The organism is Candidatus Binataceae bacterium (genome assembly GCA_035500095.1).
Lineage (GTDB): Bacteria > Desulfobacterota > Binatia > Binatales > Binataceae > JAKAVN01.
Map to the genome: position 1 here is coordinate 40,325 of DATJXN010000134.1, position 19,398 is coordinate 59,722.

Genomic DNA, 19,398 nt, shown 5'->3' on the forward strand with positions numbered 1-19,398 from the left:
GGGAAGACCACCGTCGGCCGGATGCTGGCCCGGCGAGCTGGATGGGAATTTTACGACGCCGACGATCTTCATCCGCCGCAAAATCGCGAGAAGATGAGCCGCGGTATCGCGCTCACCGACGACGATCGATTGCCCTGGCTGCATGCCGTGCGAGACCTCGAAACGCGATGCCTTACCGAAAAGCGCGCGGCAGCGATCGCCTGCTCGGCGCTCAAGCAGTACTACCGGGATTTGCTTATGGAGAACCCGTCCAGGGTGAAATTCGTGTATTTGAAGGGATCGCCGGCGCTGATCGAGCAACGCCTGGCGCGGCCGCGGGACATTTCTTCGATCGGCGGCTCCCGCAGAGCCAGTTTGATACGCTCGAAGATCCGGCGAATGCGATCGTCGTCGATATCGCGCCGCCGCCCGAGAAAATCGCCGAAACGATCCGCTCCCGCCTCGCGCTATAGGATGGGCGCCCCTTTCTTGAGGCGGCCGTATCGCGCGCGCTCAGCTCTGCATGAGTTTGCCGACCGCCTCGCGCTCCTCGGCGCCGAGCCTCCACTGCGCGGCCTTGACGTTCTGGCTCACCTGCTCGGGGCTGGTGGCGCCGCTGATCACGCTCGAGTTCTGCGGTTCCGACACGAGCCATCCGACCGCAAGCTCGAGCAGCGTATGGCCGCGCTCGCGCGCGAAGGTCTCGAGCTTCTCCAGCAGAGCGAAGTTCGCCTCGGTCAGCGTGCGCGTCGCGATCCGCTCGAGCAGGGCCATCCGCGTGCCCTTGGGCGGCTCGGCGCCGCGGCGGTATTTGCCGGTGAGAAACCCGCTCGCCAGCGGAAAAAATGGCAGGATGCCCACGCCGAAGTGGCGGCAGGCGGGAATCAGTTCGTGCTCGATCGTGCGCTCGAGCAGGCTGTATTCGTTTTGCGCCGAGACATAGGCGGGTAGCCCGCGAGCGCGCGAGATTCCCAGCGCCTCGGCTAGTTGCCAGGCGGCGAAGTTACTGCATCCGATGTAGCGGACCTTGCCGGCATGCACCAGGTCGGCAAGCGCCTCGAGCGTTTCTTCCTGCGGCGTTTCGGCGTCGGGCGTGTGAAGTTGGTAGAGGTCGATGTAATCCGTGCCCAGGCGGCGCAGGCTGTCCTCTGCGGCGGCCATCACGTAGCGCCGCGACGCGCCGTGCAGGTACGGCCCATCGCCCATCACCATCCCGAACTTGCTCGCGACGACGACCTCGCGCCGGCAGTTGCCGAGCGCCTTGCCCAGCAATTCCTCCGAGCCGCCGCGATTGCCGTAGATGTCGGCGGTATCGAACAGCGTGACGCCCTCGTCGAGCGCGCGATGCACGATCGCGCGGGTCTGCTCGGCGTCGCACTTCATTGCGAAATTGTTGCAGCCGAGGCCCACGGCCGAAACCCTGAGCCCCGACTTTCCCAGGTTGCGGTATTCCACGGCGTCTCTCTTTGCGCGCGGTTACTTGTCGAAAATGGCCAGCGGAAGCAGCGCCGACACGATAAAGTTGGGCACGTCCACCACTTCGCTAAGCCGCAGATCGACCGCCACGCTGCAGATGGCATAGGCCTGCTGGCGGCTCCATCCGCGTTCCCCCAGCAGCGCGATCATGTTCATCAACGCGTGATGCGCCGCCATGGTCGCGTTTTCCGATTCGTTGACGCCGTCGCGGATGCACATCCCCATGGTCGCGAGAAAGCGCTTCGGCGCGGCGAGTTCCGGCGGCAAGAAATAGTCGTCGCGCTCGAAGCGCGGGAAGCGGATCTTGTGGCGGGCCGCCTCGCCCTTGCGCAGCGCGAACTTCACCAGCACCGACGCGGACATCTCGATCGCGGTGCCGCAGGACTCGCCGTCGCCCTGGGCAAAGTGTGCGTCGCCGACCGAAAAGAGCGCGCCCGCAACGAACACCGGCAAGAGCAGCCGCGCGCCCGCGCTCAACTGCTTGATATCGAGATTGCCGCCGTTCTCGCGCGGCGGAATCGTGCGCAGCCCTTCCGACGCGACCGGCTCTCGCGCAGGCACCGCCCCTTTCGCCTCCGGCGGCAGGACAAAGCCGCCGCGCTCGCGCAGATGCTCTTCGCGCCGCAGCATCTCGCGCCGCAGCTCTTCCGATGGCGCAACGCCGATCGTGCCCATGAACGAACCGTCCCGCAAGCGGACTCCGGGAAGCTCGGCCGACGTGGCCCAGCCATCGGCGATCTTCCACTTGACGATGTAGGGGTCGGGAAACTCGTCGCGCAGAAAGCCGAAGCCGGGCATCTGGACCGTAAAGCCCCAGTCGGCGGGTTTGAGCTCGCGGATGTCCACTTCAAGCAGGTCGCCCAGCTCCGCGCCTTTGACGAATACCGGCCCGGTGAGCGGATGCACTACGTCGAGGTTGACCTTGAGCAGATCGGCGGCGGCGGTCGCCGGCGTGACCTGGCCGTCGAGCGCGTCCCTGGTTTCGAGCTCGACCTCCTCGCCGGGTTCGGCTTCAACCGCGGGCGGGATATCGCAATGCCATCGATTGTGGCCCTTTGAAGGTTCCGCCGCGCATGCGACGCCATAGTTGATTTTTACGCTTTTCATCGGCTGTGCCGCCTTTTGATTGATGCCGCGCCTTGCGCCGCCACGCTAGCATTTGCCCGCGAAATTCCAAGGCTCGGACAAACGGCCGGCAATGGCCCCGGACAGGCGTCCTTCGCCTTTGCCCGGCCCAGAGCAAACCGCCAAACATCCGCGCGATCAGACCCGCTTGCACACGTGTCAGAACCGAACGCAGCCCGATTATGGGTTCAACATGCGAGGGTTTTTGATTGAATTTCCGATCACTATCGCCTGCGATAGCTCGTCGCGAGACTTCGCTTAATAGCCACATAATGAACTGTTATTCGGAACGTCAAGTAACACTATCGATTTCGTATGTTCGATCCCGTACTGACAATGATGTGTACTTTGTAAGCCTATCGCCGACGGAGGCGGATCCCCGATGGAAGGGGTCGGGCTAGACCGTTTCCCCTCGTCGGGGTGGGCACAATGGCTCACCCGCGCCGCTGCGCCGCCCGCGGCGTCAATCACCTATTATCGCTCGATCTGGATTTCGGACCTGCATCTCGGGACGCTCCGCTGCAAGGCCGAACTGCTCCACGATTTCCTGCGCCATCATCGGGCCGACAATCTCTACCTGGTGGGCGACATCGTCGACGGCTGGGTGCTCGGCCCCTCATGGTATTGGAGCGAGGCGCAAACGGCGGTGGTCGAGGAGATAGCCGAATGGCATCGGCGTGGCGCGCGGGTCGTATTTCTGCCGGGCAACCACGACGAGTTCAGCGCCGAACTGGTGCAATCCTTCTTCGGTCCCATTGCGGTAACGAACGAGCTGATTCATCGGACCGCCGAGGGTCGCCGGATGCTCGTGATCCACGGCCATCAGTTCGACGGCTCGCTCAATCCCAATCGATGGTTCGTGCGGATGGGCCATCAGGCCTATCTGACCGCGCTGCGCGTGGACCGCTGGTATAACGGCGATGGCCGCCTGCGGCGCGCGCGCAAGGGCCCGCTCTCTTCCTACCTCAAGGGCGGAGTCAAAAAGGCGGTCGAGTACCTGACCGATTTCAGCGACCGTGCGGTGTCCGAAACGGCACGCAAGCACAAGGCGGACGGCGTGATCTGCGGCCACGTGCATCGCCCCGAGCAACGTCTTATCGGCCCGATTTGGTACATCAACGATGGCGACTGGGTACACAGTTGCACGGCGGTCGCGGAGGACCGCAACGGCGTGCTCGCGCTGCTGCGATGGGACCGCGGGCACGGCCGGCAGGCCGCGTCCGATTCTTTGGCGGAGGCCGCGCTATCATGAATATCGGACGCCTTTTACCCTTACCGGCGCTGTCGGCGCGCGCGGCGCGCGAGCCCCGGATCGATCTCATCTTTTTCGACGCGGGCGGCGGCCATCGCGCGTCGGCGACCGCATTGAAGGAGCTCGCCGACCGTCAGCGCCGCTGCTGGCAGCTCCGGATGGTAAATCTACGCGAGATCCTGGAACCGATCGACGTGTTTCACCGGCTGACCGGCGTGCGCGTCGAGGACCTGTATAATCGGATGCTCAAGTACGGATTGACTATTGGAACCGGGCCGATGCTGCGCGCGGTGCAGTTCCTGATCCGCCGGATGCACCCGCGCAACGTGGCGCTGCTCGCGCAATACTGGCGGGAACAGCGGCCGGACCTGGTCGTGTCCATGATTCCCAATTTCAACCGCGCGGTTTTCGAGGGGCTCAGGATCGCAGACCGCGAGAGCGGCCGCCCGGCGACGCCAATGGTCACGATCCTGACCGACCTCGCCGACTGTCCGCCGCATTTCTGGATCGAGCGCCAGGAGCAACACCTCATTTGTGGCACCGCCAAGGCGGCCGAACAGGCGCTGGCGGCGGGTTATCCGCCGCGGCGCGTGCTTCGCACTTCGGGGATGATCGTGCGACCCGAGTTTTATGACCGCCGCCCTGAGCTCAGCCGCGAGCAGGAGCGCCGCCGCCTCGGTCTCGGCACCCAACTGCCGACCGGCCTCGTGATGTTCGGCGGATTCGGTTCGCGCCGGATGCTGACGATTGCGCGGCGGATTGCCGAATCCGGGATAAAGACGCAGATGATCTTTCTCTGTGGCCACAATCAGCGCCTGCGCGCGCAGCTCCTCGCGATGAAGCTGCCCTTTCCGTGTTACATCGAGGGCTTCACGCGGGAAATTCCACGACTGATGCGACTTAGCGATTATTTCATCGGCAAGCCCGGCCCCGGCAGCGTCAGCGAGGCGCTGGTGATGGGCCTGCCGGTAATCGTCGAGCGCAATGCGCGGACCATGGTGCAGGAGCGCTACAATACGGAGTGGATCGAGTGCTACGAATTTGGCGTCGTGCTGCGATCGTTCAGCGAGATCGCGGCGGGAGTCGCGCGGATGCTCGACCCGCGCAGCTTCGCCCACTTTCGCGCGCGCGCCCGAGCGTCCAATAACCGCGCCGTGTTCGAAATCCCCGACCTCCTCGACGCGCTCATCGCCGCCGCACGTCCGGAAACGGAGACCGTGGCGGGATTGCGGGCACTGGCCTGACACGCCGGCGCCTGGGAGGGCGCCACGACGATGAAATTTCCGAGCGGGTTTCTATGGGGCACGGCGACGGCGGCGCATCAGGTCGAGGGCGGGAACATAAACTGCGATTCGTGGCTGCTCGAGCATCTCGAGGACACCATCTATACGGAATCTTCCGGCGACGCCTGCGATCATTACCATCGCTACGCCGACGACATGGCGCTGCTGGCCAAGCTCGGCTTCAACGCCTATCGCTTCTCGGTCGAGTGGGCGCGCATCGAGCCCGAAGAGGGCGAGTTTTCGCTGGCGCAGCTCGAACACTACCGGCGGATGCTCGCGGCGTGCCGCGACAACGGGCTCAAGGCGGTCGTCACGCTCCACCATTTCACCTCCCCGCGATGGCTGGCGGCGCGCGGCGGATGGGAATCGCGCGAGACCGCGCGGCTGTTCGCGCGCTACTGCGAACGCATCGTCGGCCACCTCGGCGACCTGATCGACGTCGCCTGCACGCTCAACGAACTCAACCTTGGCGTCTTCCTGCACCAGACCGGCATCCTACACAGTGACGAGACCGTGTTGCGCTCGCCGATGCGGGCAGCGGCGGCGCGCGCGCTCGGCGTCGAGCCGAGGAAGTTTTCGAGCTTTCCGTTCTGCGTGCGCGCCCGCTCGCGCGACGTCCTGCTCGAGGCGCATCGCCTCGGCGTGCATGCGCTGCGCTCGGGGCCGGGGAAGTTCATGGTCGGGATGACGCTCGCGATGAGAGACATGCAGGCGCTCGCAGGGGGAACGCACGCTCGCGACCGCGACCGCCGCGAAGCCGAGGACATATTTCTCGAGGCGGCGCGGCACGACGATTTCATCGGCGTGCAGAGCTACGCCCGCCAGCGCTATGGCCCGGAGGGGATGCTGCCGCCGGAAAGCGGCGTCGAATTCACCCAAATGGGCTACGAATTCTGGCCCGAAGCGCTCGAGGCGACGATTCGCTATGCCAGCGCCGCCACTGAGCTGCCGGTCATCGTGACCGAAAACGGCGTCGCCACCGATGACGATACGCGCAGGGTCGCATTCATCAAGCGCGCGATAGCCGGTGTCGCGCGATGCGTCGGCGACAATATCGACGTGCGCGGCTACTTCTACTGGTCCACCTTCGACAACTTCGAATGGCTCTTCGGCTACCATCCTAAATTCGGCCTGATCGCGGTCGATCGCGAGACGCAGCGGCGCACGGTCAAGCCGAGTGCCGAATGGCTGGGGCGCATCGCGCGCGCCAACGAAATCTGACCGGCGACCACCTCGGCTGGTCGAATCACCAGCTCCGCAACGTTCGTCCTTCCGCTCCAGGACCAAGTTGATACCGATGGAGCCAATTGCCTCTTTGCGATACAAAGCAAAGATAAGCAAATCATGGCTAATCGCTGGCACGCTCGATGCAAGGGAGGTAATGCGGAGGCCAATTGACGCGGGAGCGCTCGGACCATGACCATCAACGCCAACACTATCGCCGAGCATCAGACGCGTGAAATGCTGGGAGGCTGCCTGATGAGGCTCGCGGCCATGCCCCGGGATCTCGCGCGTCCCGCACGGTATCCCACACTTTGAGCGCAGCTTGGGTCTCTTCCGCAAAGTCGGTGAGGCCAATCTGCGCGAGGTTCCTCCGAGTACCTGAAGATTGTTGCCGACGAGGCGCAGGAGACGCCCCACATTCAGAACTTCACCGGCGAGGGCGTCGAGCATCCCGAACAGGTACGCAACGAGATGCTCATCGATCTGCGCGATTCTCTTGCGGCGATTTACGAAGACGTGTCGGTCATTATCAAGCAGCCGCCCGCTGAACTCGAGCGCGTGAGGAAGCCGCGGTCTGCCGCACCGTTCCTAGTAGTCTTGGCCGTCGTGGCCACTCATAGTCGCGGCGGCCGTCACCTTCAACTATGTGGAATACGAGCTGTTTGCAGATAATATCCTGAGCGCCGTACACTAGGGCCGTCCTTTCATAGCAATCGCACCGCCCGCCCAAGAATCAAGCTCTTGGCGCGCGCTTTTTGTTGAAGAGAATCTGGGCGTCTATTTGAGCCCTGTGAAGCAAATTCATTTCACTGCTAAATTTGACATGTTTAAGAAGATATAGGGCTATCACTGACATAACTGACATGTTATAGGTAACCGTTCGAAATCATCATCGCTGAAGAACGAGAGGTATCGATGACCACCGAGTCCGAGCGGGCGACACGCGAACGCCTGGCAGTTTGCCTCGCCCGATTGGCTGCTTTCAGGTCCGGGGATCTGGCGCAGGCCGGTCCGGGGTCGGTTTTCCGCGCGGGATTTCCCTATTTCGAGGGCACACTATCCCTTTTCCGCCGCCTGGCACATTCCAATTTGCGCGATCTTTCCCCGGAAGATCTGCACGCCGCCGCCGAGCAGGCGGAAAAGACTCTGGCGCAGTTTCGCGAAATCATGAGCTTCACCGGCCAGGGCGTGCAAAATCCGCGAAAAGCCGGCGCGGCAATGATCGGGGCAGTGCGCGATGCGTATCCGGCGCTCGAAGAGACGTTAACGCCATTCATCACGGCGAAGGCGCCGCCCGCCACGCGCGCCGTTGCGCCCAAAGCGAAGCGGAACGTGACGCTCGCGATCGGGCTGGCCGCTGCGGCAGCCGTGACGGCAGTCATTATCGCAAGCCGGCACGCTGACTATCTTTACCCGCAATATACCGTGCTTGCCGAGAAAGTGATGAGCGTGCTGCGCTGATACTCACGGACGCGTTAAAGGCCGCCTCATCAGACGCGTTCGATTATCGACGCGATTCCCTGCCCCACTCCCACGCACATCGTGCATAGCGCGTAACGGGCCTTGCGATGCTCCAGCTCATGCAGCGCCGTGAGCATCAGCCGCGCCCCGCTCATTCCGAGCGGATGGCCGAGCGCGATCGCGCCGCCGTTGGGGTTCACCTGTTCGGCATCGTCGGGGAGGCCCAGTTGGCGCAGGACTGCGAGCGATTGCGCCGCGAACGCTTCGTTGAGTTCGACCACGTCGATATCGCGAAGATCGATGCGCGTGAGCTCGAGCGCCTTGCGCGAGGCGGGCGCGGGTCCGATGCCCATTATTCGCGGCGGCACGCCGGCCGTCGCCGCGCCGACGACTCGCGCGCGCGGCGTGAGCTTGTAGTCCTTGACGGCGGCTTCCGAAGCCACGATAAGCGCGGCGGCGCCGTCATTGACGCCTGAGGCGTTGCCGGCGGTCACCGAGCTTGACGGGCCGAACAATGCAGGCAGTTTCGCCAATGTTTCGAGCGTTGTATCGGGGCGTGGATGCTCGTCGACGTTCACCGCAACCGTCTCGCGCCGGCCTGCGGCCTTGACCGGCACGATCTCCTCGGCGAAGCGTCCCGCCGCCTGCGCGCGTTTCGCGCGCATCTGGCTGCGATAAGCGAAAGCGTCCTGGTCGGCGCGCGAGATTTCGAAATCCGCCGCAACGTTGTCGGAAGTCTCGGGCATTGAATCAGCGCCGTAGGCCTTCTTCATCAGCGGATTGACGAAGCGCCATCCGATCGTCGTGTCATAGATCTCGGCGTTGCGCGAAAAGGCGCTCGTCGCCTTGGGCATCACGAACGGCGCGCGCGACATGCATTCCACGCCGCCCGCGACCACCAGGTTCGCTTCGCCCGTCCTGACCGCCCGCGCCGCCTGCACCACCGCCTCCATCCCCGAGCCGCACAGACGATTGACGGTGACGCCGCTCACGTCGACCGGCAGTCCGGCCAGCAGTGCCGCCATGCGCGCGACGTTGCGGTTGTCTTCGCCGGCCTGGTTGGCGCAGCCGAGGATTACATCGTTGACGCGGCTCCAATCGATCTCAGGGTTGCGTTCGATCAGCGTTCTTATCGGGATCGCCGCGAGGTCGTCGGTCCTTACTCCCGCCAGCGCGCCGCCGTAACGTCCGATCGGCGTGCGTATTGCGTCACAGATGAATGCTTCGGCCATCTTTCGATCCTTCCCTATGCTGCGTGCGCGTTTGCGCCGCCGAACGCGGCTTGCGCGGCGATCGCGGCCCTCGCGATGCGTCCCGTTGCCGCAGCCGGCGCGTTTCGCCGCGCGATCACGCGCCCGCCGCGTGTGCCCGTGCGGTGCGTTCGTTCAGGTCGCGCAGAACCGCAAGCTCGGCGGCGGTAGGCGGAACGGTTTCGGCGACGTCGGCTGCCACCCTGAGCGGCCATCCGGTGGCCGCTATCGCCTGCTCTGCGGTGACGCCGGGATGCAGACTCGTGAGCGTCAGTTCTTTCGTCGCCGGATCCGGCGTTAGAATTCCGAGGTCGGTTGTCACGGCGCTTGGCCCGCGGCCGGGCATCCCGAGCCTCGCACGGCTCGCGCCGCCGTCGAGGTAACCGGCCGAAGTGACGAAGTCCAGCTTCTCGACGAACGCGCGCTTGCTCTGGCGCAGCATGATCAGCACTTCGCGCGCGCTGCACGCGATTTCTGCCGCGCCGCCCGCGCCCGGCAATCGCACCTGCGGCGAGCGATAGTCGCCGACCACGGTCGTGTTGAGATTGGCGAAGCGATCGATCTGCGCCGCGCCCAGAAAGCCGACGTCCACGCGGCATCCTTGCAGCCAGTAAGCGAAAATCTCCGCGATCGAGACCACCGTGTCAGCGGTCTCGGCCAGATCGCCGTCGCCGATCGAAAGCGGCAGCACGTTCGGTTTCGCGCCGATCGTGCCCGATTCGTAAATCAGGACCGCCTCGGGTGCATGGGTGCGCCGGGCGAGGTTGGCCGCCGCGCTCGGCAATCCGATCCCCACGAAGCACACCGCCCGGTCGCGCAGCATCCGCGCGGCGGCGACCGTCATCATCTCATCGGCGCTGTATCGCAGCTCAGCCATTGGCCGCCTTGGCGGGCGGCGCGGCGCTCTCTGCCTTGAGGCTTCGCCGGAACCCGGCGAAATCCGCGGTTGCGATCACATGGCGTTCGATCCATCCGGTAAAGCTCGCACGCTCGCGCGCGATCTCGTCCCACTGCTGATAGAAGGAATTATCGCGCGTGTAGTAGCCGAGCGCGTAGGACGGAAACGCGCCGCCCGCAACCTCGCATACCGCGCCGACCACCCATCCGGGCAGCACCGCCGAGTTCGCGCGCGGCTCCAGCCGATCAACGATTTCCTCGACCGTGACGATCGAGCGCCGCGCGGCCATCACCGCTTCCTTCTGGACTCCCACGATGCCCCACAGGAGCACGTTGCCCTTGCGGTCGGCCTGTTGCGCGTGGACCACGGCTACGTCGGGGCGGATCGCGGGCACCGCGGCGAGCTGTTCGCCGGTAAACGGGCACTCGATGAATTTCACGCGCGAGTTGTACTTCGGCAAATCGGAGCCGAGGTAGCCCCGCAGCACGCCGAAGGGAAGATTGGATGCGCCCGCGACGTACGCGGCGGCCATCCCGGCATGGCTGTGCTCTTCGATCTCGAGCGGCCGCGGCCATCCGCGCTCGACCGCGTCGCGCAGCCGATGAAGCGAACCGACGCCCGGATTGCCGCCCCAGGAAAACACGAGCTTGCGTGCACAGCCCATCCCGATGAGCTGATCGTAGATGAGGTCGGGCGTCATCCGCACCAGCGTCAGATCGCGCCGGCCCTGGCGGATGATCTCGTGGCCGGCGGCCGAGGGAATCAGATGGGTGAAACCCTCCATCGCGACCGTGTCGCCGTCGCGGACGAATTCACGAATCGCCGTCTTGAGATCCAGAATCAGCGCCATCGCCGTCGTGTCATCGCTGGTAGTACGGGGGAAGCTTCGCGTCCACGTTGACCCAAACCGACTTCGGACTGGTGTACTCTTCGATCGACTCGATACCGAGGTCGCGGCCGTAGCCGGAGCTGCGCACGCCGCCGAACGGCGATCCCGGGTTGGCGCGCTTGTAGCAATTGATCCACACCATCCCGGTCACGATCTGCCGCGCCACGCGATGCGCTCGCGCAAGGCTCGTGGTCCAGAGCCCCCCGCCGAGGCCGTAAACCGTATCGTTGGCGACGGCGACCACCTCATCCTCATCCTTGAACGTGCTGACGGTCACAAAGGGGCCGAAGACCTCTTCCTGGCAGACGCGATCCTTGGGCCGCGCGCGGACCACAGTCGGCATCACGTAGCATCCCTTGGCCAGTTCGGCATCGGCAGGCGCCTTGCCGCCGAGCAGGATTTCGCCGCCTTCTTCGCGCGCGACCTTGCAATAGGAAAGCACGCGGTCGCGATGAGCGGGCGAGGTCAGCGGCCCCATCTCGGTGTGCGGATCGAGCGGATTGCCGAGCCTGATCGACGCCGCCAGCTTCAGGAAGCGATCGAGAAATTGATCCGCGATCTTTTCATGCAGCAGCAGGCGCGAGCCCGCGATACAGGCCTGGCCCTGGTTGTGAAAGATCGCAAACGCGCTGCCGCCCAGCGCCGCGTCGAGGTCGGCGTCGTCGAACACGATATTGGCGCCCTTGCCGCCGAGCTCGAGCTGGACGCGCTTGAGGTTGCCCGAGGAAGCCTGCACGATTCTGCGCCCGGTCGCGGTCGATCCGGTAAACGCTATTTTCTGCACCTGCGGATGCTCGGCGAGGTATTGGCCAGCGACGTTGCCGTAGCCGGGCACAATATTCGCGACGCCGGGCGGGAAGCCGACCTCGCGCATCAGTTCCGCGATCTTGAGCGAGCTTAGCGGCGTAAGCTCGGCCGGCTTCAACACCACGCAATTGCCCGCGGCGAGCGCCGGCCCCATCTTCCAGCTCGTGAACATGATCGGGAAATTCCACGGCACGACCTGCCCCACCACGCCGAGCGGCTCGCGCTCGACGTAGTTGAGAAAGCCCGGGTCCACCGGCACCAGGCGTCCCTGCAGCTTGTCGGCCATCCCGCCGAAGTAGCGGAAGGTTGCGGCGGTGCGCGGCACGTCGAGCATCCGCGTGTCGCGGATCGGATGGCCGGTGTCGATCGATTCGACGTGCGCGAGCTCCTCGGCGCGCGATTCGATCGCGTCGGCGAGTTTCAGCAGCAGCCGTCCGCGGTCGGCCGCGGCCAGTCCGCGCCACGCGGGAAACGCCTTATTTGCGGCCGCGACCGCCTTGTCGATATCGGCCTCGCGCGCCTCGGCGACGTCGGCGATCTTGGAATTGTCGTGCGGGTTAAAGACCTCGATCCTGCCGCGCGCCTCGGCCTCGACGAATTCGCCCCCGATGAACAGTTTGTTTTGCAACTGCATAATCTACCAACTTGCCGCGGGCTTTCGGCGCGCGCCCGCGGCTGCTGAAAATCCGGACGGCTCGCTAAAAATCCACCGGATTCGATTTGAGCCGCTTCTTTGCGTAAAGCTCGGGCAGCGTCGGATCGTTGTTCTCCCACACCAGCAGGATCGAGCGCTTGGGCGAGTAGCCCTGATGGCGGATGTCGGCCGGCATCGCCGAAACGTCGCCCGCCTTCATCACCACCCGCGCGCGCGGCTCGCCGGTGTCGCGATCGCTCACGTCCCATTCGATCTCGTCGCTCAACTGCACGAACCACTCCACCCGGTCGTTGCCGTGGATGACCGGCAGCATGTACTCCTCGGTAGTCGCGCAGATCAGGCTGTCCTTGACGGCGGCGCATACCGACGGATTCCAGGTCACGTCGGAGCGCGCGACGTAGCCGAAGAAGTTGAAGGCGTGGACCTCGTCCTCGAAGCCCGGCTCGGCGTGCACCTCGGGCTGGTCCTGGGCGACGTCGGCGAGCTGGCGATTGACCGGATTGCCGCCCGCGTCGGAGCGCAGCGGGATGTCGTCCTTCATCCCGACCATCCGTTTCGCGGTCAGACGCTTGCGCGCAATAGCCTTGCGGTTGCTGCCGCGCTTGGGGCCGAAGGCGCTGCCGGTCTCCTGCGGCGCGGCGAACGGGTCGAAGCCTTCGTTGGTCCAGTCTTCGAGCAACGCCTCGAACATCGCCTTGACGTCCTCGCTCTTCAAATTTTCGACGTGCTCGCGATGCTGCTTGCGGTAGCCGCCGTTGTAGAGCCCGGCGAAGACGTCGACATTGCCGTAGTGATTGGTGGTGCCGAAGACGTCATCGAAATTGACCGTGCCGTAGAAGAAGCTCCAGGCGAGATCGCGGATCATGGCGCGCAGAAACGAATCAACCGGCATCGAATGCGAGCCGCCCGGCCAGGCGATATGCGCGAAGTACTCGTCGCGCTCGAACCTGAAGCCGCCGAGGGCGAAGCCGCGATAGCCGAAATCGTTGACCGCATCGTTGGCTTCTTTGGTCGCCGCCATCCTCAGTCCTCCGAGTGCCGTTTACGAACCGATGTCCCCGCTTTCGGCAGATTCCCTATTTCTGACAGATGTCCTGCCATCGCTCGACCGTGAGGTCGCCGGCCACGCTCTGCAGAAGGATCACGCCCGGCCGCGCCGCATGGAACTGGTAGGCGGTGCCTTTGGGCAGGAGCGCCATGTGTCCGCGCCGCGCAACGATACGTCCCATCCGCCGGCCCTTGGGCGTACCCTCGAGCATCGTCGTCCCCTCGTGCTCCTCCGAGGCCGCCAGGGCATCGAGCTTGACGAGCCGAATCTCGACCTCGCCGTCCATGATAATCGCGGACTCGTCGTGCGAGGCGGTATACCAGGGCGAGGTTCCTTCGGCCCGCACTGCTTCGAGCACGTACTTGAGGTTTTTGGCGACGGCGACTTTTTCGTAGGGTTCCGACTTGGAGGCGACCTCGAAGACGTTGGAGAAAGCGTAGTTGCGCGGGTCGTCGTTAATCGCCTCGACGCCGCCCTTCTCGTAATGTTCGAGCGATCCGAAGCGGGTCGCGCGCGTCATCGTTTTCGGATCCGCCATGTGGTTGGAACCTCCCGGGCCGCGGCGCGGCCTTGCGTGACAGCAACACAGGCGCCGCGCGCCGACTCAGCGCATCCGTAGCACTTTGTCGCTTTGCATGCCAACCGTCGGCCGCACGCCGCGATTCCCGGCACGGTCAGGGTTCGGTCCGCAGCCCGGCCGGCAAAAAAAGAAGGGGACGATCCGAGGAATCGCCCCCTTCGAGCATCCAAGTTCGCTCCGCGCTGGCGTCTAGGCGGCGCGGGCCGGCTCCGACGTAAGCTTCAGTTCCGCGGGTTCGGCCAGCGGCGCGGTTTTCCACTTCTTGAGTTCGGGCATCACGTGCTTGACGAAGCACTTGATGTTGCGCTCGGCTTCGTCGAATGGCATCCCGGCGTAGCTGAAGTTGCCCATGATGCCGTTGTTGTTGATCGTCTCCTGCATGAACTTGAGTTTTTCGAGCACTTCGGCCGGCGTCCCGAACGGCATCAGCGAAGCGAAGTCTTTCGCCGCGCTGTCCATCCCGTGACGCGCAATATACCGGCTGACTCCGCTGTAGAATTCGTAGCTCTTGTTCTGGCCGAATTTCTCCGAAGTCATCTCATAGTGCTTCATCGCCGTGTGATAGTAGTCGGTGATGTACTTCATCCCCAACTCCTGCGCGCGGCTGCGATCTTCGTCGACGAAGATGAACCCGCCCGAAAGCGGCGGCGGCGGCTCGGTGCCGTTAGTCTCGCGCCAGACGTTGTGGTAAATCTCAAAATCCTTCTTGACCGCGTCCCACGGCTTTTGCGGAATCACCAGCACTCCGACTCCGAGCCGCGCCATGATCGGCATCGATTCCGGCGAGACCGCGGCGGCGTAAGTGCGGCCGCGGAACGAGCGTGCCGGGAAGGGGCGGATTTCGCGCCGCGGCTGATTGGTGTGGCGCCCGCCCTCCATGTAGCCCTTTTCGAGCGCGCTTAGGACCAGTTCGGCATATTCGACGAAGAGGCTCCGGCCTTCGTTCTGATCGAGGCGGAAGCCCTCGTACTCGATTCGCGCAAGACCGCGGCCGAGCCCCAGGATGAAGCGGCCACCCGACAGATGGTCGAGCAGCGAGGCCTGCTCTGCTACCCGGATCGGATCGTGCCACGGCAGCACGACCACCATCGAGCCGAGCTTCACGTGCTTGGTCCTGCCCGCCATGTATGAGAGGAACTGCAGCACGTCGGGACACATCGTGTAGTCGTCAAAGTGATGCTCGACCGACCAGACCGAGTCGAATCCAAGCGGCTCTGCCATCTCGGCAAAGCGCAACTCGTTGCGATAGACCTCGGCGTCGGAAAGTACGTTGTTGGGATTCTGGAAAGCTGCTCCGTATCCTACGTGCATGGCGTTCTCCTGATGTAATGTGGCCGCCGTCGTTGGCCGGGTACGGCCGCGGTGCCGTCACGGTGCGCAGGGGCCCTGTAAGTGGTTTAGCGCAGTCGGCCCTTGGTTTTCCAGACGCCGGGCAGCGCGGCTGGTTCGCGGATCGTCCGGACCGGGACCCAAAGGGGCGGAAAACGGCGCGATCGCGTTTCGCACTGGCGCCGCCGGCGCGCGATAATGGCCGCGCGCGATTAAACGCGCGGGAGGAGCGAGAGACGATGCTGCTCGACAACCCGAAGGGAAACTACAAATTCGTCCGCGGCTATGGCGCACCGTTTTCGTCCGGCGCGATCGCGCATCCGGGCTTCGAAATCGTGCACGCGAGCTTCAGGCCGCTCGCCGCCTTGGCGGACGGCTATGGGCTAATCGAGAGCCATCTGCGAGCGGCGGGCCGCCCACTCGGCGCGATCTGCGGAATCGAACTGCGCATCCCGGCGGCGCTCACTCCGGCCGGCTTCGACGAATTCAACCGTCCCTATATCGAGCGGCTGACGGCGTGGGGCCTCATGGTCGAAGGGCTTAACCCGGTCGCGCGAACCAACGTCGCGCCGGCCTCTAGTCCGATCGCCGGACCGTCGATCTTCGGCTTCTACTACACCGTGCCGGCGGCGGCGGGCGCGGCGCGGCCGTCCTTCGTGCTCGCGGGAGTGCCCGAGGTTGCATCGCGCGAGGGCGGCAAGCGCGAGGTCGTCGCCGCGGGCGACGTCTCGCTCGAAGGGCTGAAGCGCAAAACCGCGTGCATCATGGCAGTCCTGGGAGGACTCCTGCGGGAGATGAATATCGGTTGGGACGAGGCGTCGGCGGTGAATCTCTACACTGTCCACGACGTCCATCCGCTGTTCGCAGCCGATCTCCTGCCGGCGCTGGGAGCGGCGGCTTATCGGGGAATCCGATGGCATTACGCGCGGCCGCCGGTTATCGGGCTGGAACTGGAAATCGACGGCTACGCTGCGCGCCAGGAACTGGTGCTCGCGCCCTGAGCGATCGCCGCAGACATACAGCCCTGGTCCAGCCGTGGTCAGCTTTTATCGCAGCGCCACTTTGCTGACGCTGCGGCGTCTGATTTGCTGACGTCCGCTTCTCCTATCGCGTCTAATTTTTGCTTAGTCCCGCGCCGTCCAGGCATCGCTCTTGCTCATCTCGATATGGGCAGCGGTTTGCGTGGCGCCTCACGGTCTGTGTGTGGGCCAGAGCGCGAGCGACGGCGCGGCGGGTCGCCGCCCCAAGAGGGAGGGCTCGCAAAGGATGGGGCTTGCGGCGCAAATGCTCTGGCGAAATTGGGCTGCCGATTCGCCTGCGCGTGCTGCGCCTGTTGAGCCCGCGAAAGCGACGGAGTCCCTCGAAGCCACAGAGTCCTTCGAGGAGGAATTCGCCGCTGGGAATCTGCGCTGGCTGTTGCTGACGTTCCGCGTCGGAGCCCTGACCATCGCGCTCTTCCAATCCGCTTATATCATCGAGACCGTCTATCTCGCTTCCGTCTCCGCGAGCGCGCGCGCGGCGTTCGGCGCGGATTTTCTGATCGCAACCCTGCCGCTCGTGGCATTCGGGTTGAGCTTCAGCCGATGGTTCGAAGGTCACTGGCGGACGCTTACCCTGGGGCTGTGCATCGCGCTCGTCGGACTCAACGCCGCAGCCAACGTAATCCGCCATGAAAGCGTGCCGATGTTTATCGAAACCCTGCTCCTGCTGGTCGGCACCGGCGCGTTGGTTCCATGGAGCGAGCGCTGGCAGGGGGCGCTCGGCGGCTTTTGCCTGGCCGCATTTGCAGCCGATCAGGCGCTGACGCCGATGCCCGATGCGTATGCGCAGGTCCGCTGGCTGGGGATGTCGGGTGCGGTGGTGGTTGCTCAGATCGCGGTGCATCTGACCGGCCTCTATCGGCGTGAACTTGCCGCGCACTGCCGAGCGCTCGCGGCTGCGCGCGAGCAGGCGTTGCTCGCCTCGCGCACAAAGTCCGAATTCCTCTCCACCATGTCGCACGAGATCCGCACGCCGATGAACTCCGTCCTCGGGATGGCCGAGGTGCTCGCAGAGACCGACCTCGATGGCGCTCAGCGCCGCTATCTCGAAACGCTACGCTTCAACGGCGGCGCCTTGATGAAGCTGCTCGACGATATTCTCGACCTGGCCAAGGTCGAGAGCGGCCGCGTGCGCTTGCGGAATAAGGAATTCGATCTCGCCGATCTGGTCGAAAAAACCGTCGAGTCCCTTGCCGTGCGCGCGCACGGCAAAGGACTCGAACTCGTGGCGCGGATCCTTCCCGGCACTCCGTCACGGCTGATGGGCGACTTGCCCAGGCTGCGCCAGGTGCTGATGAATCTGCTCGGGAACGCGATCAAATTTACCGAGTCCGGCTCGGTCTAATTAACGGTCGCGGCCGGCGATGACGATTCGGCCGGCGAGAACAGAACGGCCGATACTCGCCTCAGGGCCGTGCGCTTCTCGGTCGCCGACACCGGGATCGGAATCGAATCGGCCAAGCTCGCCGGGATCTTCGCGAGCTTTACCCAGGCCAACTCCTCCGACACGCGCAAGTACGGCGGCAGCGGATTGGGCCTGGCCATAGCGTCACGGCTGGCGGCGCTGATGGGCGGGGGGCGGATCTCGGTCGAAAGCGCGGCGGGCCGCGGGAGCACCTTTCATTTCACCGCTCCGCTCGAATTTGTCGGCGCCGTGGCCGAACCCGCTCCGGCTCGCGACCTGTGTGGGAAGCGCGTGCTGGTAGCCGATCGCAACGCCGCCAATCGACGCATCTTCATCGAGACGCTTCGCAGCTTCGGCGCCGCCGTCGAGGAAGCGTCGACGGTGGCGGAGACGATCGCGACGCTGCGCCAGGCCCTGCAGCTTGGCCGGCCCTTCGACCTCGTCTTCGGCGATTGCCAGATGCCGGGGATCGAGCAGATCGAGCGGCTGGCGGCGCCGGGATGCGCTTGCGGAGCGGCGATGATCGTCCCGATGCTGACTACCGACGATCTAACCTCCAAGATCGCTCGCGTGCAGCGTCTGGGCTTCGAGCACCATCTGCTGAAGCCCGTTCGCCGCTCCGATCTGCTCGATCTGATTTCGCGGGCCGCGAAGACGCACAAAAACAAGCCGCTCGAGGCCAAACCCAACGACGATGCTGTAGGCGAGCCGGCCCAACCGGCCGCGCCGACGGCAGCTTCAGCTTCGCGTCCGTTGCACATCCTGTTCGCGGAAGACTCATCCGACAATCGCCTGCTGATAACCGCCTACTTCAAGAATCTCCCCTATCAGGTCGAAACCGCCGAGAACGGCAAAGTCGCGGTCGATAAATTCGTCCACGACCGCTATGACCTGGTGCTCATGGATATGCAGATGCCGGTGATGGATGGTTACGCCGCGGTCAGGCTCATCCGCGCCTGGGAGCGGGAGCATCGGCTCGCCGCGACGCCGGTGCTGGCGCTTACCGCATCCACGCTCGATGATGACATCGCGCGCGCCCTGGACGCCGGTTGCGACCGACATATCACCAAGCCAGTACGCAAGGCCGCCCTCCTGGCCGCGGTGCATGAGACCCTGGCGTCGGCCGCTGCACGCCACGTCGAGACCGCGCCAGCTTCGGTCAGCGCGCCAGCGGCCCCGGCCCGCGTTAAAGCCCGGCTAAACAGCGTCGCGCAGTGAGCGGGGATTGCGCTCGCGCGTGAACCGCGCGAGCGCCGGCAATTCCACGCTGTGCGGGACGCGACGGCCTTCGGCCCTCGCGTCCCGCACAGCGTGGGTTGAGCCGCGTGCGGCAATTGCCTACCTTCTGAACCAGCGTGAGCACGTGACCAGTTCATCCTCGCCAATCGTCAACGATCGTCCTGCCGCAGATGCGGCGCCTGCCGGCGGCGCCGAACGCGCCGCCGGCAAGGCGGCGTTCGTGCGCGCCATGTTCGGGCGCATCGTGCCCCGCTATGACCTCGTCAACCGCCTCATGACCATCGGGCTCGACCGCCGATGGCGCCGCGAGACCGCCGCGATCGCGCAGCCCGCCGGCGCGATCGCGCTCGACATCGCCACCGGCACCGGCGATCTCGCACTGGAACTTGCGAGCCAGGGGGCGCGACGCGTGGTCGGCGCGGATTTCTGCGCCGACATGCTGACGGCAGCGGTGGGGC

General features: G+C 64.8%; 18 protein-coding genes. 9 read left to right on the forward strand and 9 right to left on the reverse strand.

Annotated features, from left to right (window positions below; all coding sequences use genetic code 11):
• The first annotated feature begins 41 nt into the window (after positions 1–41).
• The gene (locus VMI09_14950; GenBank protein HTQ25985.1) at positions 42–452 is read left to right on the forward strand and encodes a hypothetical protein; all 411 of its coding nucleotides are present in this window, start codon (positions 42–44) and stop codon (positions 450–452) included.
• A gap of 40 nt (positions 453–492) precedes the next feature.
• Here the strand turns inward: VMI09_14950 and VMI09_14955 are convergent, their stop codons facing one another.
• Entirely contained in the window at positions 493–1,434 is a 942-nt protein-coding gene (locus VMI09_14955) for an aldo/keto reductase (protein ID HTQ25986.1), read from the reverse strand.
• Between the two features lie 21 nt (positions 1,435–1,455).
• Positions 1,456–2,562: an acetamidase/formamidase family protein gene (locus VMI09_14960; GenBank protein ID HTQ25987.1), complete on the reverse strand. Its 1,107-nt coding sequence runs from the start codon at positions 2,560–2,562 to the stop codon at positions 1,456–1,458.
• Between the two features lie 400 nt (positions 2,563–2,962).
• Between VMI09_14960 and VMI09_14965 the strand changes: the two genes are divergently transcribed.
• The 4 genes from VMI09_14965 (at position 2,963) to VMI09_14980 (ending at position 7,800) form a co-directional block, all read left to right on the forward strand.
• The gene (locus VMI09_14965; protein HTQ25988.1) at positions 2,963–3,832 is read left to right on the forward strand and encodes a UDP-2,3-diacylglucosamine diphosphatase; all 870 of its coding nucleotides are present in this window, start codon (positions 2,963–2,965) and stop codon (positions 3,830–3,832) included.
• A complete protein-coding gene (locus VMI09_14970) occupies positions 3,829–5,076 on the forward strand; it encodes a hypothetical protein (GenBank protein HTQ25989.1) in 1,248 nt (415 codons plus the stop codon). Before VMI09_14965 ends, VMI09_14970 begins: the two co-directional genes overlap by 4 nt.
• Before the next feature lie 30 nt (positions 5,077–5,106).
• Positions 5,107–6,336, forward strand: coding sequence for a family 1 glycosylhydrolase (locus VMI09_14975; GenBank protein HTQ25990.1), 1,230 nt, complete (start codon positions 5,107–5,109; stop codon positions 6,334–6,336).
• A gap of 918 nt (positions 6,337–7,254) precedes the next feature.
• On the forward strand, positions 7,255–7,800 hold the full coding sequence (locus tag VMI09_14980) for a hypothetical protein (GenBank protein ID HTQ25991.1): 546 nt from the start codon (positions 7,255–7,257) through the stop codon (positions 7,798–7,800).
• 29 nt (positions 7,801–7,829) lie between these two features.
• On the opposite strand, the gene pcaF is transcribed toward VMI09_14980, so the two are convergent.
• From pcaF to VMI09_15015, 7 genes are all read right to left on the reverse strand, one after another.
• The gene (gene pcaF / locus VMI09_14985) at positions 7,830–9,032 is read right to left on the reverse strand and encodes a 3-oxoadipyl-CoA thiolase (GenBank protein HTQ25992.1); all 1,203 of its coding nucleotides are present in this window, start codon (positions 9,030–9,032) and stop codon (positions 7,830–7,832) included.
• 115 nt (positions 9,033–9,147) lie between these two features.
• Positions 9,148–9,927: a CoA-transferase gene (locus tag VMI09_14990; GenBank protein ID HTQ25993.1), complete on the reverse strand. Its 780-nt coding sequence runs from the start codon at positions 9,925–9,927 to the stop codon at positions 9,148–9,150.
• Positions 9,920–10,798, reverse strand: a complete 879-nt coding sequence (locus tag VMI09_14995; protein ID HTQ25994.1) for a CoA transferase subunit A — start codon at positions 10,796–10,798, stop codon at positions 9,920–9,922. Before VMI09_14995 ends, VMI09_14990 begins: the two co-directional genes overlap by 8 nt.
• 10 nt (positions 10,799–10,808) lie before the next feature.
• Positions 10,809–12,272, reverse strand: coding sequence for an aldehyde dehydrogenase family protein (locus VMI09_15000; GenBank protein ID HTQ25995.1), 1,464 nt, complete (start codon positions 12,270–12,272; stop codon positions 10,809–10,811).
• A gap of 70 nt (positions 12,273–12,342) precedes the next feature.
• Positions 12,343–13,320 (reverse strand): hypothetical protein, encoded by a 978-nt coding sequence (locus VMI09_15005; protein HTQ25996.1) that lies wholly within the window; start codon positions 13,318–13,320, stop codon positions 12,343–12,345.
• A gap of 55 nt (positions 13,321–13,375) precedes the next feature.
• Positions 13,376–13,885: a hypothetical protein gene (locus VMI09_15010; protein ID HTQ25997.1), complete on the reverse strand. Its 510-nt coding sequence runs from the start codon at positions 13,883–13,885 to the stop codon at positions 13,376–13,378.
• 231 nt (positions 13,886–14,116) lie between these two features.
• A complete protein-coding gene (locus VMI09_15015; protein ID HTQ25998.1) occupies positions 14,117–15,238 on the reverse strand; it encodes an LLM class flavin-dependent oxidoreductase in 1,122 nt (373 codons plus the stop codon).
• A gap of 257 nt (positions 15,239–15,495) precedes the next feature.
• On the opposite strand from VMI09_15015, the gene VMI09_15020 reads away from it, so the two are divergent.
• The 4 genes from VMI09_15020 to VMI09_15035 all read left to right on the forward strand — a co-directional run.
• A complete protein-coding gene (locus tag VMI09_15020) occupies positions 15,496–16,257 on the forward strand; it encodes a hypothetical protein (protein ID HTQ25999.1) in 762 nt (253 codons plus the stop codon).
• 415 nt (positions 16,258–16,672) lie between these two features.
• Complete coding sequence (locus tag VMI09_15025; GenBank protein ID HTQ26000.1) at positions 16,673–17,641, forward strand: histidine kinase dimerization/phospho-acceptor domain-containing protein; 969 nt, start codon at positions 16,673–16,675, stop codon at positions 17,639–17,641.
• 69 nt (positions 17,642–17,710) lie between these two features.
• Positions 17,711–18,919, forward strand: a complete 1,209-nt coding sequence (locus tag VMI09_15030; protein ID HTQ26001.1) for a response regulator — start codon at positions 17,711–17,713, stop codon at positions 18,917–18,919.
• 145 nt (positions 18,920–19,064) lie between these two features.
• The coding region (locus VMI09_15035) for a class I SAM-dependent methyltransferase (protein ID HTQ26002.1) at positions 19,065–19,398 on the forward strand (334 nt) is incomplete at its 3' end.

Coding starts and splice junctions, on each gene's coding strand:
- VMI09_14990 (HTQ25993.1), bottom strand. CDS start 9,927: ATGGCTGAGCTGCGATACAGCGCCGATGAGATGATGACGGTCGCCGCC.
- pcaF (HTQ25992.1), bottom strand. CDS start 9,032: ATGGCCGAAGCATTCATCTGTGACGCAATACGCACGCCGATCGGACGT.
- VMI09_15020 (HTQ25999.1), top strand. CDS start 15,496: ATGCTGCTCGACAACCCGAAGGGAAACTACAAATTCGTCCGCGGCTAT.
- VMI09_14975 (HTQ25990.1), top strand. CDS start 5,107: ATGAAATTTCCGAGCGGGTTTCTATGGGGCACGGCGACGGCGGCGCAT.
- VMI09_14965 (HTQ25988.1), top strand. CDS start 2,963: ATGGAAGGGGTCGGGCTAGACCGTTTCCCCTCGTCGGGGTGGGCACAA.
- VMI09_14970 (HTQ25989.1), top strand. CDS start 3,829: ATGAATATCGGACGCCTTTTACCCTTACCGGCGCTGTCGGCGCGCGCG.
- VMI09_15015 (HTQ25998.1), bottom strand. CDS start 15,238: ATGCACGTAGGATACGGAGCAGCTTTCCAGAATCCCAACAACGTACTT.
- VMI09_14980 (HTQ25991.1), top strand. CDS start 7,255: ATGACCACCGAGTCCGAGCGGGCGACACGCGAACGCCTGGCAGTTTGC.
- VMI09_15010 (HTQ25997.1), bottom strand. CDS start 13,885: ATGGCGGATCCGAAAACGATGACGCGCGCGACCCGCTTCGGATCGCTC.
- VMI09_14960 (HTQ25987.1), bottom strand. CDS start 2,562: ATGAAAAGCGTAAAAATCAACTATGGCGTCGCATGCGCGGCGGAACCT.
- VMI09_14995 (HTQ25994.1), bottom strand. CDS start 10,798: ATGGCGCTGATTCTGGATCTCAAGACGGCGATTCGTGAATTCGTCCGC.
- VMI09_14950 (HTQ25985.1), top strand. CDS start 42: ATGGGAATTTTACGACGCCGACGATCTTCATCCGCCGCAAAATCGCGA.
- VMI09_15005 (HTQ25996.1), bottom strand. CDS start 13,320: ATGGCGGCGACCAAAGAAGCCAACGATGCGGTCAACGATTTCGGCTAT.